This window comes from Nonomuraea antri, from assembly GCF_013283785.1.
Lineage (GTDB): Bacteria > Actinomycetota > Actinomycetes > Streptosporangiales > Streptosporangiaceae > Nonomuraea > Nonomuraea antri.
In genome coordinates, this window is record NZ_JABCPZ010000019.1 from 36,969 (window position 1) to 49,063 (window position 12,095).

The window sequence follows — 12,095 nt, forward strand, 5'->3', positions numbered from 1 at the left end:
GGATGGGCCCCGCCGACGCCGCCGAGCTGGTCGCCGCACGGCGCCACCCGCGCCAGCGGCCCCATCTCCTGGGACGAGCGCACCTGGGCCCTGTGGCTCGACGAGGAGGACGACTTCCTCTACCTGGCCGACGACGGATTCCTCGTCTACCGCTGGGAGGGCGAGAACCTGCGCGTCGACAGCCTGGTGGCCGGGTCGGAGGAGACCACCAGGGCGCTGTGGTCGATGGTGGGCAGCTCGTCCTCGATCGCCAAGAACGTCGTGGCGCACGTCGCCCCCGACGACCCGGTGCTGTGGCTGCTCCGCGAACGCTCGATCGACCAGGTCAAGCAGCAGCGGTGGATGTTCAGGGTGCTCGACGTGGCGGCCGCGGCCGAGCGCCGCGGCTACCCGGTGGGCGTGGCCGCCGACGTGCCGCTCACGGTCGACGGCGAGGGCTGGCGGCTGGAGTTCGGCGGCGGCTCGGGCGCGGCCACCCGCGCCGGGGCCGGGGCGGACGGCCCGTCGCTGGGGATCGGTGGCTTCTCCGCGCTGTACGCCGGCGTGCCCGCGAGCACGCTGCGGCTCACCGGGCTCATGTCCGGGAACGACCGATACGACGAGGTGCTCGACTCGGCGTTCGCCGCCAAGCCGTACATGCTCGACTACTTCTGACCGGCGTTTCCCCGCCGCGCGGCGCGTTTCCCGGTGCGCGGCCACCTCAGCCGGGGTAGAGTCTCCTGCCGAACAGATGTTCGGCGGGAGGGGCGATCCGGTGCGGGTGATGGGCGTCGATCCGGGGCTGACCCGGTGCGGCCTGGGCGCGGTGGAGGGCCGCCCGGGCACGCCGCTGACGCTGGTGGCGGTCGGGGTGGTGCGCACCGGCGCGGACGAGGAGCTGGGTGCGCGCCTGGTCGGCATCGAGGCCGGCATCGAGCAGTGGCTCGACGAGGTGCGTCCCGACGCGGTCGCCGTCGAGCGGGTCTTCAGCCAGCACAACGTGCGCACCGTCATGGGCACCGCGCAGGCGGCGGGCATCGCCGTGCTCTGCGCGGCCAGGCGCGGGCTGCCGGTGGCGCTGCACACGCCGTCCGAGGTCAAGGCGGCCATCACCGGGAGCGGCACGGCCGACAAGAAGCAGGTCGGCACCATGGTCACCCGGCTGCTGCGGCTCGCCGAGATGCCCAAGCCGGCCGACGCGGCCGACGCGCTGGCGCTGGCCATCTGCCACGTCTGGCGCGGCGGCCCGCAGAATCGGCTGGCCGCGGCGCTGGCCAAGGCCACCAGGGCGGAGTCCGCCGCCAGGGCGCGCGTCCCGCGCCCCGCCGCACGCGGGCCCATCGGGCAGGCCGGGCCCGCCGGGCAGGGGAAGCCCGCTGACCAGCGTAAGGACGTGCAGCTGTGATCGCCTCGGTGAGCGGCAGGGTGAGCGCGATCGCCCCCGACGCGGCGGTCATCGAGGTCGGCGGCGTCGGCATCCTCACCCACTGCGCGCCGGGCACGCTGGCCACGCTGCGGGTCGGCGAGGAGGCGCGGCTGGCCACGTCCCTGGTGGTGCGCGAGGAGTCGCTCACCCTCTACGGCTTCGCCACCGACGACGAGCGGGTCGTCTTCGAGCTGCTGCAGACGGCCAGCGGCGTCGGCCCCAAGCTGGCGCTGGCCATGCTCGCCGTGCACTCGCCCAACGCGCTGCGCGTGGCCGTCGCGAGCGCCGATCTCAAGGCGCTCACCCAGGTGCCCGGCATCGGGCAGAAGGGCGCCCAGCGCATCGTGCTCGAACTGAAGGACCGGCTCGGCACGCCGGAGGAGGCGGTCAACGCGGTCATCGCCGGCGAGCGTCCGGTGGCGGTGTGGCGCGAGCAGGTGCACTCGGGGCTGGTGGGGCTCGGCTACTCGGGCAAGGACGCCGACGAGGCGCTCGCCGCCGTCGAGCCGCTGGCCGAGGCCGATCTCTCCGTGGGCCGGCCGCCCCAGATCGCGGCCCTGCTCAAGGCCGCGCTGCGATCGCTGAGCAGCCGATGAGCCGCTGCTTCGCCGTGCGCCGTCCCCGGGGCGGCGCGGCGTCGCGGGCCGCGGCGCGTGGCGTTACGGTGGGGCCGGTCGGGTGCGGTCGGGTGAAGGGGTCCTGGAGTGGGGTTTGAGCGCGAGCTGGTCTCTCCCGACGCGGAAGGCGACGAGCTGCAGATCGAGGCGGCGCTGCGGCCCAAGCGGCTGGGCGAGTTCATCGGCCAGGGCCGGGTCAGGGAGCAGCTGTCGCTGGTCCTGGAGAGCGCGCTCAAGCGGCAGCGGCCACCCGACCACGTGCTGATGAGCGGGTCGCCCGGCCTGGGCAAGACCACCCTGGCCATGATCATCGCGGCCGAGCTGGGCGCGCCGCTGCGCGTCACCTCGGGCCCCGCGCTGGAGCGGGCCGGCGACCTGGCGGCCATCCTGTCCACGCTGGCCGAGGGCGAGGTGCTGTTCATCGACGAGATCCATCGGATGGCCAGGCCCGCGGAAGAAATGCTTTACCTCGCGATGGAGGACTTCAGGGTCGACATCGTGGTCGGCAAAGGCCCGGGCGCCACGGCGATCCCGCTGGACATCGCGCCGTTCACGCTCGTCGGCGCCACCACGCGGGCCGGCCTGCTGCCCGCGCCGCTGCGCGACAGGTTCGGCTTCACCGCGCACATGGACTTCTACGAGGTCGCCGAGCTGGAGCAGGTGCTCAACCGCTCGGCCAGGCTGCTCGGGGTGAACCTGCCCGACGAGGGCGCGCACGAGATCGCCAGGCGCTCGCGCGGCACGCCCCGCATCGCCAACCGGCTGCTGCGCCGGGTGCGCGACTTCGCGGACGTGCGCGCCGACGGCCTGGTCAACCGCGAGATCGCGGCGGCCGCGCTCAACCTGTACGAGGTCGACGCCGAAGGGCTCGACCGGCTCGACCGCGCGGTGCTCGGCGCGCTGCTGCGCAAGTTCGGCGGTGGCCCGGTCGGCCTGTCGACGCTGGCCGTGGCCGTGGGGGAGGAGCCGGAGACCGTGGAGGTGGTGGCCGAGCCCTTCCTGGTCAGGCAGGGGCTGCTGGCCCGCACCCCGCGCGGGAGGGTGGCCACCGCCGCGGCCTGGATCCACCTCGGGATGACGCCGCCGCCCGACGCGTTCGGGGCCGCGGTTTCCGACTGATCACAGAACGGTTGCAACCATTTCAAAATGGGAACTTCCCCGCGCGCCGAATCGCTGCCTCGTTGCCGCGTTTCATAACAAGCGCCTACACTCCGTGGCTTGGCTGGCTGTGTAGGCTGACGGCCTGAGCGGCGCGGCCCGACGCATCGCCGGAATTTCCGGCGCGAGGCCGGTGTCAACTTCTTGTACGACTATGGAAGGTCGCCCCTTATGGAGCAACTCGGAAGCATTCTGCCGCTGATCCTTCTGGTGGTGGTGTTCTACTTCCTGCTGATCCGCCCGCAGCGCAAGCGCCAGCAGGAGGCGGTCAAGATGCAGAACTCGTTGGCGCCGGGCGCCCGCGTCATGACCACGACCGGCCTGTTCGGCACGGTCGTGGCGGTGGACAATGAGGATGTGATTCTCGAGGTCGCCCCCGGGATAGAGACCCGCTGGGTGAAGGCCGCCATCGGCCGCGTCGTCACGCCTGGCGACGCTCCCGCGAGCGACGACGAGGCCCCGCTCGACGAGGGCAAGGACGAGGCGGAGGCCTCGGCCGAGCGGAACGACGACCAGGACTCCAGCACCAAGAAGTCCTGACTAGGCTCTGCGACAACCACCTCTATCTGAAAGAACTGACGACCAGTGGCCCGACCGACCAGCCGCCACAGCCGACCGGGGCGTACGCTCCTGGTGCTGCTGGCGCTCATCCTCGCCCTGGGCGGGACGATGCTTCTGCAGCAGGCGTACACGCCGAAGCTGGGCCTCGACCTCGCCGGCGGAACGACGGTGACCCTCTCCCCCGTGACTCAGAACAACCAGCCTCCACCCGAGGAGATCCTGGACCGCGCGGTGAACATCATCCGCGACCGAGTCAACGGCACCGGCATCTCCGACGCGGAAGTCGCCAAGTCCGGCGACAACATCATCATCTCGATTCCGGGCGTCGGACAGAGCGAGGCGATCAAGCTGGTCGCCACCACCGCGGAGCTGCGCTTCCGCCAGGTGCTCGCGGTGCAGGGCACGCAGGTGCCCCAGGACCTGGCCACCAACGCGCCCACGCCGAACGCGTCGCCCTCGGCCTCCGCGACCTCCTCGGCCAAGCCCCAGCCGTCGGCTTCGGCGGGGACCCCGAGCGCCAGGCCGACCGCGTCGCCGACCGGCAAGGCGCTGTCGTCCGCGCTGACCGCGCCGGCGTCGTCCGCCACGCCCACCGCCGCCGCCACTGGCCGGCAGAACGGGCAGAAGCAGACCCAGCAGGACCCGCAGCAGACGGGCACGCAGCAGACGGGCAAGAAGAACACCACGCCCGCGCCGTCGCCGTCGGCCTCGCCGAGCGGCCAGGTCAGTACGCCGCCGCCGCAGCAGGACCCGAACGCCGGCGTCAGCACCGAGGGCATCGACCCCGCGGTGCTCGAGCAGTTCAACAAGCTCAACTGCGTCGACCCGAAGACCCGTGGCCAGGGCGTCCAGGACGACCCGGCCAAGCAGGTCGCCGCCTGTGAGAGCGACGGCAGCGCCAAGTACGTGCTCGACGTCGCCAAGGTGGTCGGCACCGACATCGACACGGCCAGCGCCGGCATCCCGCAGGGCTCCGTGCAGTGGGCCGTCCAGCTCGACTTCAAGAGCAAGGGCGCCAACGCCTGGGCCCAGCTCACGCAGCAGGCCTTCAACTCGCCCGCGCCGCGCAACCAGGTCGCGGTCGTGCTCGACGGCGTCGTGATCACCGCGCCCAACATCATGGGCCCGATCCCCGGCGGCCGCGCCGAGATCACCGGCAACTTCGACCAGAAGAGCGCCACCGACCTGGCCGAGCAGCTCAAGTACGGCGCGCTGCCGCTGAAGTTCCAGCGCAGCTCCATCGAGACCGTCTCCTCGACCCTCGGCCAGGACCAGCTCAAGGGCGGCCTGATCTCCGGCCTCATCGGCCTGGTGCTGGTCGTCATCTACTCGCTGCTCTACTACCGGGGCCTGGGCATCGTCTCGGTGCTGAGCCTCGTGGTGGCCTCGATCCTGACCTACACGGCGGTGGTCGTCCTCGGCAAGAACGCCGGATTCGCGCTGTCGCTGCCGCACATCATCGGCCTGGTGGTCTCGATCGGCATCACCGCCGACTCCTTCATCGTGTACTTCGAACGCATCCGTGATGAGATGAAGGAAGGACGGCGGACGCTGCGCGCGGCCGTCGAGGTGGCCTGGGTCCGTGCCCGCCGCACGATCCTGATCGCCGACGCCGTCATGTTCATCGCCGCCATCGTGCTGTACTTCCTGGCCGTGGGCGGTGTGGCCGGGTTCGCGTTCGCGATGGGCCTGACCACGCTGATCGACATCGTGGTGGTGTTCCTGTTCACCAAGCCGTTCATCGCGCTCCTGGCGAGGATGAAGTTCTTCGCCAAGGGCCACCCGCTGTCGGGTCTGGACGCCGAGCGCATGAGCGCCGACAACTCCACCGGCCGCACGACCACTCCGCAGGAGGCCTGAGATGGGACTGGGGCGTCGCCTCTATCGCGGCGAGATCGACGTCGACTTCGTCGGCAAGTGGAGGCTGTGGTACAGCCTGTCGGCCTTCCTGCTGATCGTGTCCATCGCCGGACTGCTGATCAACGGGCTCAACCTGGGCGTGGAGTTCAAGGGCGGCTCGGTCTTCTCCTTCCCGGCGAAGACCGCCGCCGTCGAGGACGTGCGTGCCACGTTCAAGGACGCCGGCGTGCACCAGGTCATCGCGCAGACGGCCGGCGAGCGCTGGCGCGTCACCACCGAGGCGCTGCCGGAGAACACGCTCAACACGGTGCAGAGCGCGGTCGCCAAGGAGTTCAGCGTCCCGGTGAACCAGATCAACGTGCAGTTGATCGGCCCGTCCTGGGGCGGTGAGGTCTCCACCAAGGCCTGGATCGGCCTGGGCGTGTTCATGCTCGCGATCATCTTGTACCTGTCGATGGCGTTCGAGCCCAAGATGGCGCTGGCCGCCATCGTGGCGCTCATCCACGACCTGGTGATCACCGCGGGCGTCTACGCCTGGTCGGGCTTCGAGGTCACGCCGGCGACGCTGCTGGGCTTCCTGACCATCCTCGGTTACTCGCTCTACGACGCGGTCGTGGTGTTCGACATGATCAAGGAAGTCACGGCCAAGCTGGGCACGACGTCGAAGCAGACGTACTCGATGGCGGCCAACAACGCGCTCAACCACACGCTGATCCGGTCGCTGAACACCTCGCTGGTCGCGATCCTGCCGGTGGCGGCGATCCTGTTCATCGGCACCACGCTGCTCGGCGCGGGCACGCTGAAGGACCTGTCGCTGGCCCTGTTCGTCGGCATGATCGTCGGCACCTACTCCTCGCTGTGCGTGGCCACGCCGCTGCTGGTCACGCTGAAGGAGCGCGAGCCGAAGTACCAGGCCATCGCCCGCCGTCTCGCCGCCACGGGAGGCAGCGGCAAGGGCGGCCCGAAAGGGCCCAAAAGCGCCGCGGTAGCCAAGGGCTGACAAGCCGCGCCCGCCGTACGACCGGCGCCCCGGACCCCGAAGCGGGCCGGGGCGCTCGTCGTGTGCGCTCTTCAGGCTGCCCTCGTCAGGGTGCGCAGTACGTCATCATGGAGGCCGTCAGGCCGGAGATCTGGGAGGAAGTGCGGGATGAGCGAGCTGAGCAAGGTGATCCTGGATCGCATCAGGGACGTGGCCGACTACCCCAAGCCTGGAGTGTTGTTCAAGGACATCACCCCGCTGCTGGCCGACCCCGTCGCGTTCGCCGCCGTCGTGGACGAATTGGCGAGCCTGCACCAGGTCGACAAGATCGTGGGCATCGAGGCGCGGGGCTTCATCCTGGCCGCTCCGGTGGCGCTGCGGGCGGGCGCCGGATTCGTCCCGGTGCGCAAGAAGGGGAAACTGCCTGCCGCCACGCTCGAAGAGTCCTACGATCTGGAGTACGGCTCCGCGACCATCGAGGTGCACCGCGACGCGTTCGCGCCCGGTGACCGCGTGCTCATCGTCGACGACGTGCTCGCCACCGGCGGCACCGCGAAGGCGGCGGTGGAGCTGGTGGAACGGGCCGGCGGTGTGGTCGTCGGCCTCGCCGTGCTCATGGAACTGGCCTTTCTCCAGGGACGTGAGCGCTTGACGGGAGTGGATCTGCGCTCCCTTGTGATCGTCTGAGCCCGACCCACGGCAGGCCAGGTTCGCCACCTGGATACACTGGGGGGATCTGGACTCGAACGTGAGGAGTCTGTGTGCCCCGTGATGTGGTCGTGCCCGACGTAACCGACGCAGGGAATGCCGACGCGCCCGGTGTTCCAGCGGTGCGTCGTCGGCGGTTTGGGGGTGGGGCCATGAATCCGGTGCTGGAGCCGTTGTTCCGCACGGTTCGTGCCACCCATCCCAAGGCCGACCTGCGCCTCATCGAACGCGCGTACGACGTCGCGGCGTACCACCACCGCGATCAGAAGCGCAAGTCAGGCGACCCGTACATCACCCACCCGCTGGCGGTGGCGACGATCCTGGCCGAGCTCGGCACCGACGACGAGACCCTGTGCGCCGCGCTGCTGCACGACACGGTGGAGGACACCGCCTACAGCCTCGACGAGCTGCGCGGCGACTTCGGCGACACCATCGGCTCGCTGGTCGACGGCGTGACCAAGCTCGACAAGGTCAAGTTCGGCGACGCCGCGCAGGCCGAGACCGTGCGCAAGATGGTCGTGGCGATGTCGCGCGACATCCGGGTGCTGATCATCAAGCTGGCCGACCGGCTGCACAACATGCGCACCATGCGCTACCTGCCCGAGCACAAGCGCCACCAGAAGTCGCGCGAGACGCTGGAGATCTTCGCGCCGCTCGCGCACCGGCTGGGCATGAACACGATCAAGTGGGAGCTCGAAGACCTCGCCTTCGCCATGCTCTACCCCAAGCGCTACGACGAGATCGCGCGCATGGTGTCGGAGCGGGCGCCGCGGCGCGACCTGTTCCTGCAGGAGGTCATCGAGAAGGTCTCCGGCGACCTGCGCGAGGCGAAGATCCGCGCGGTGGTCAAGGGCCGGCCCAAGCACTACTACTCGGTCTACCAGAAGATGATCGCCCGCGACGTGGCGTTCGACGACATCTACGACCTGGTGGGCATCCGGGTGCTGGTCGACAGCGTGCGCGATTGTTACGCGGCGCTCGGAACGATCCACGCACGGTGGAACCCGGTGCCCGGCCGGTTCAAAGATTACATCGCGATGCCCAAGTTCAACATGTACCAGTCGCTGCACACCACCGTGATCGGCCCCGAGGGCAAGCCGGTGGAGCTGCAGATCCGTACGCACGCGATGCACCACAGGGCCGAGTACGGCGTGGCCGCGCACTGGAAGTACAAGGAGGAGGTCGGCGCCCCCGGCCCGTCCGGCAAGGTCAAGCCGGGCAGCGACATGGCCTGGCTGCGCCAGCTCCTCGACTGGCAGAAGGAGACCTCCGACCCCGGCGAGTTCCTCGAGTCGCTGCGCTTCGACCTGTCGGTCTCCGAGGTCTACGTGTTCACCCCGAAGGGCCAGGTCATCGCCCTGCCCGAGGGCGCCACGCCGGTCGACTTCGCCTACGCGGTGCACACCGAGGTGGGGCATCGCTGCATCGGCGCCCGGGTCAACGGGCGCCTCGTCCCGCTGGAGTCCAGGCTCGGCAACGGCGACACGGTGGAGATCTTCACCTCGAAGTCGCCGGACGCCGGGCCTTCGCGCGACTGGCTGAAGTTCGTCAAGTCCGGCCGCGCCCGTAACAAGATCAGGCAGTGGTTCTCCAAGGAGCGCCGCGAGACCGCGATCGAGGCGGGCAAGGAGGCCATCGGGCGGGCCATGCGCAAGCAGGGCCTGCCGCTGCAGCGGCTGATGTCCGGCGAGGCGCTGCTGGCGCTGGCCCGTGACCTGCGTTACCCCGACGTGTCCGCGCTCTACGCGGCCGTCGGCGAAGGGCACATCGCGGCGCAGGCGGTCGTGCAGAAGCTGGTCACCTCGATCGGCGGCGTGGAGAGCGCCGAGGAGGACATCGCCGAGACCTCGCTGCCCACCCGCCTGCGCGGCCGCCCGCGCGGCGGCGGGGGAGCGGGCGTCGTGGTGGCGGGCGACGCCGACGTGTGGGTGCGCCTGTCCAAGTGCTGCACGCCGGTGCCCGGCGACGAGATCGTCGGGTTCGTCACGCGCGGCCACGGCGTCTCGGTGCACCGGGCCGACTGCACGAACGTCCAGCAGCTCAAGTCGCAGCCCGACCGGCTGGTCGAGGTGAGCTGGTCGCCCAGCGAAGACAGCGTGTTCCTGGTGGCCATCCAGGTCGAGGCGCTCGACCGGCCGCGGCTGCTGTCCGACGTCACGCGCACGCTGTCCGACCAGCACGTCAACATCCTGAGCGCGTCGGTGACCACCTCGCGCGACCGGGTGGCGATCAGCAAGTTCACCTTCGAGATGGGCGACCCGAAACACCTGGGCCACGTGCTCAAGGCGGTGCGCAGCATCCAGGGCGTGTTCGACGTCTACCGGGTGAGCGGCGCCGGCGCCTGATCCCGCGTCGCGACGGCCGACGGCCGACGGCCGCGCCGCCCGCCGGACGGCGTCAGCGGGCGCGCAGGTCGGGGAGGTTGACGACGACGGCCTCCTGGGTGCTGCGCGCGATCACCACCACCGCCTCGCACGCCGGATCGGGGTTCTCCTCCCGATGCGGCACGTACGGCGGCACGAACACGTAGTCGCCCGGCCCGGTGTCGAGCCGCACCTCGCCCGATTCGTCCAGGAAGACGAACGACGGCGTGCCGCTGACCACGTAGATGGCCGTCTCCGAGGCCCCGTGATGGTGGTCGGACGAGCGGGTGGCGGGCGCGACGTGGGTCTGGCCCATCCACAACCGCGACGACCCGGCCGTCGCCCCGCTGATCGCCGCCAGCCGCCGCATGCCCGCGCTCTGCGCCGTCTCGCCCGAGAGGGCCCCAGAGGCCACGTGACGCAGCGGACGGTGAAACGGGTCACCCGGGGCCCGGTAACCCTCCCAGAGGCGCCCTCCCGCCCGCTCAAGGACGTCTGAGGCCACCGCGAACAGCCGTACCCCGTCGTTCTGGGCGGCCAGCAGCTCGGCGGCCAGCGCGGGATCGTGGGCGAGCAGCTCGCGCAGCAGCCACTTGCCGCCGCCCTGCCAGCGGCCTGCCACGCTCAGCGCCAGCCTGGCCGTGGCCTCCACCACGCTCCAGCGGACGAACGCCAGCTCGCCGGGATCGCCGCCGCCGGCCAGGTCGTCGAGCAGGTCGGACAGGACGAAGCGGGCCCGCTCCAGATCGGCGGGCGCGGGGACGCCGGGGCCCTGGGACAGGCGGGCGCGCAGGTCGCCGCGCAACCGCTCGGCCAGTCCATGACGGTCGGTGAGCACCACCCCGTCGGTGCAGATGCGGGCCAGCACCGGCCGGCCGCGGGCGAAGTCGGACTCCAGGTAGGCCGCCAGGCTCGTGCGCCCGTGCACGAACAGGTCCACCGGCCACCCGCCGTGACGCAGGCACTCGCGGTACGGCTCGGTCAGGCCGTCGATCACGACCAGCACGTCGAGATCGGAGGTGGACGTGCGGCGGCCCGTGACGACGCTGCCGCCGAGCACGGCGTACAGCGCCTCCGGGAACATCTCCTCGACCAGGGCGCGGGCGGCGGTCACCGGATCCATGACCGCCACCCTAGAGCCCGGGCGGGCGCCGCTCTAGCTGAATTCCGCCAGCGTGCGCTCGGCCTCCTCCAGCCAGGAACGCCGGGCGGTCAGCGCCTCCTCGGCCTCCTTGACGTCCTTGGCGCGGCCGGCGGCCTGGGCCTTGGACAGGCGCTTCTCCAGCTGGTCGATGGAGGTGCGCAGCTGGTCGACGGTGCTCTGGGCGCGCGCCCTGGCCTCGGGGTTGGAGCGCTTCCACTCGGCGTCCTCGGCCTTGCGCACGGCCTCGTCGACCTTGCGCAGCCCGCCTTCGAGCCGGTCGCGCTGCTCGCGCGGGACCGGGCCCGCCGCCTCCCAGCGCTCCAGGATGTGGCGCAGGGCGTTCCTGGCCGTGCGCACGTCCGTGACCGGGAGGATCTTGTCGGCCTCGGCCAGCAGGACCTCCTTGGCCTCGGCGTTGGCCGCCAGCGACGCGTCGCGCTCGGCGAACACCGCGGAACGGGCCTGGAAGAACTGGTCCTGGGCGCCCTTGAAGCGCGCCCACAGCTCGTCCTCGGCCTCGCGCGAGGCCCGGCCCGCCGCCTTCCACCGCTGCATCAGATCGCGGTAGATCGCCGCGGTCGCGCCCCAGTCGGTGGAGTCGGAGATGGCCTCGGCCTCCTCGACGATGGCCTCCTTGGCCGCGCGCACCCCCTCACGCTGCTCGTCGAGCCCCGCGAAGTACTGCTTGCGCCGCTTGGCGAACGCCGTGCGGGCGGCCGAGAGCCGCTTCCACAGCGACGCCTCGGTGACCCGGTCGATGCGGTCGGCGGCCTTCCACTCCTCGACCAGCTGGCGCAGCCGCTCGCCACCCGACTTCCAGTGGGTGGTCTCGTCGGCGATGCGCTCGGCCTCGGCGACGATGCGTTCCTTGACCTGCCTGGCCTCGGCCCTGGCGTGCTCGCGGGCCGCCTTGACCTCCTCGCGCCGCTGCGCGACCAGCTCGGACAGGCCGTCGAGCCGTGCCGTCAGCGCGGCCAGGTCACCGACGGCGTGCGCGTCGGCCACGGCCTCACGCAGCTTGACGATGCCGGCCTCGGCCTGCGCCGGAGCCAGATCGGTGCCCCTGACCCGCTGTTCGAGCAGTTGCACCTGGCCCGCCAGCTCGTCGTACTTGCGATGGAAGTAGGCCAGCGCCTCTTCGGGTTCACCGGCCTGCCAGGACCCGACGGCCCGCTCTCCCTCGGCCGTACGCACGTAGACGGTGCCGTCGTCGTCTACCCGGCCCCACGGGTCGGTGCTCACCGTGTCCTCCCGCACTATCCATCAGACCCTTCGGGACTACTTCGCCCCTAGTTTGTAT

At 71.0% G+C, this 12,095-nt stretch carries 11 protein-coding genes; 9 read left to right on the plus strand and 2 right to left on the minus strand.

Annotated features, from left to right (window positions below):
• Positions 1-90: 90 nt before the first annotated feature.
• The 9 genes from HII36_RS56435 to HII36_RS09380 all read left to right on the plus strand — a co-directional run bounded on the left by HII36_RS56435 (position 91) and on the right by HII36_RS09380 (position 9,633).
• Positions 91-654 carry a GNAT family N-acetyltransferase gene (locus tag HII36_RS56435; RefSeq protein WP_236003341.1) on the plus strand — a complete coding sequence of 188 codons (564 nt, stop codon included), beginning with the start codon at positions 91-93 and terminating at the stop codon, positions 652-654.
• A gap of 100 nt (positions 655-754) precedes the next feature.
• Entirely contained in the window at positions 755-1,384 is a 630-nt protein-coding gene (gene ruvC / locus HII36_RS09345) for a crossover junction endodeoxyribonuclease RuvC (protein ID WP_328807661.1), read from the plus strand.
• Entirely contained in the window at positions 1,381-2,001 is a 621-nt protein-coding gene (gene ruvA / locus HII36_RS09350) for a Holliday junction branch migration protein RuvA (protein WP_173522691.1), read from the plus strand. Before ruvC ends, ruvA begins: the two co-directional genes overlap by 4 nt.
• A 108-nt stretch (positions 2,002-2,109) precedes the next feature.
• Positions 2,110-3,141 (plus strand): Holliday junction branch migration DNA helicase RuvB, encoded by a 1,032-nt coding sequence (gene ruvB, locus HII36_RS09355; protein WP_173522692.1) that lies wholly within the window; start codon positions 2,110-2,112, stop codon positions 3,139-3,141.
• A 210-nt stretch (positions 3,142-3,351) separates the two neighbouring features.
• Positions 3,352-3,720: a preprotein translocase subunit YajC gene (yajC, locus tag HII36_RS09360; RefSeq protein ID WP_173522693.1), complete on the plus strand. Its 369-nt coding sequence runs from the start codon at positions 3,352-3,354 to the stop codon at positions 3,718-3,720.
• Between the two features lie 93 nt (positions 3,721-3,813).
• Entirely contained in the window at positions 3,814-5,601 is a 1,788-nt protein-coding gene (gene secD, locus HII36_RS09365) for a protein translocase subunit SecD (protein WP_328807657.1), read from the plus strand.
• Position 5,602: 1 nt separating this feature from the next.
• On the plus strand, positions 5,603-6,601 hold the full coding sequence (secF, locus tag HII36_RS09370; RefSeq protein ID WP_173522694.1) for a protein translocase subunit SecF: 999 nt from the start codon (positions 5,603-5,605) through the stop codon (positions 6,599-6,601).
• Between the two features lie 147 nt (positions 6,602-6,748).
• Positions 6,749-7,267 carry an adenine phosphoribosyltransferase gene (locus HII36_RS09375; protein ID WP_173522695.1) on the plus strand — a complete coding sequence of 173 codons (519 nt, stop codon included), beginning with the start codon at positions 6,749-6,751 and terminating at the stop codon, positions 7,265-7,267.
• A 173-nt stretch (positions 7,268-7,440) separates the two neighbouring features.
• Positions 7,441-9,633, plus strand: a complete 2,193-nt coding sequence (locus tag HII36_RS09380; protein WP_173522696.1) for a RelA/SpoT family protein — start codon at positions 7,441-7,443, stop codon at positions 9,631-9,633.
• A 52-nt stretch (positions 9,634-9,685) separates the two neighbouring features.
• Here HII36_RS09380 and HII36_RS56440 read toward each other — a convergent pair whose 3' ends face one another.
• Positions 9,686-10,774 carry a cupin domain-containing protein gene (locus tag HII36_RS56440; protein WP_236003337.1) on the minus strand — a complete coding sequence of 363 codons (1,089 nt, stop codon included), beginning with the start codon at positions 10,772-10,774 and terminating at the stop codon, positions 9,686-9,688.
• A 33-nt stretch (positions 10,775-10,807) separates the two neighbouring features.
• Positions 10,808-12,037: a DUF349 domain-containing protein gene (locus HII36_RS09390; protein ID WP_173522697.1), complete on the minus strand. Its 1,230-nt coding sequence runs from the start codon at positions 12,035-12,037 to the stop codon at positions 10,808-10,810.
• Positions 12,038-12,095 lie beyond the last annotated feature (58 nt).

What these genes read in the sequence shown, in the direction of transcription:
- secF (WP_173522694.1), top strand. Translation starts at nt 5,603, where the DNA reads ATGGGACTGGGGCGTCGCCTCTATCGCGGCGAGATCGACGTCGACTTC.
- HII36_RS09380 (WP_173522696.1), top strand. Translation starts at nt 7,441, where the DNA reads ATGAATCCGGTGCTGGAGCCGTTGTTCCGCACGGTTCGTGCCACCCAT.
- HII36_RS09375 (WP_173522695.1), top strand. Translation starts at nt 6,749, where the DNA reads ATGAGCGAGCTGAGCAAGGTGATCCTGGATCGCATCAGGGACGTGGCC.
- HII36_RS56440 (WP_236003337.1), bottom strand. Translation starts at nt 10,774, where the DNA reads ATGGATCCGGTGACCGCCGCCCGCGCCCTGGTCGAGGAGATGTTCCCG.
- yajC (WP_173522693.1), top strand. Translation starts at nt 3,352, where the DNA reads ATGGAGCAACTCGGAAGCATTCTGCCGCTGATCCTTCTGGTGGTGGTG.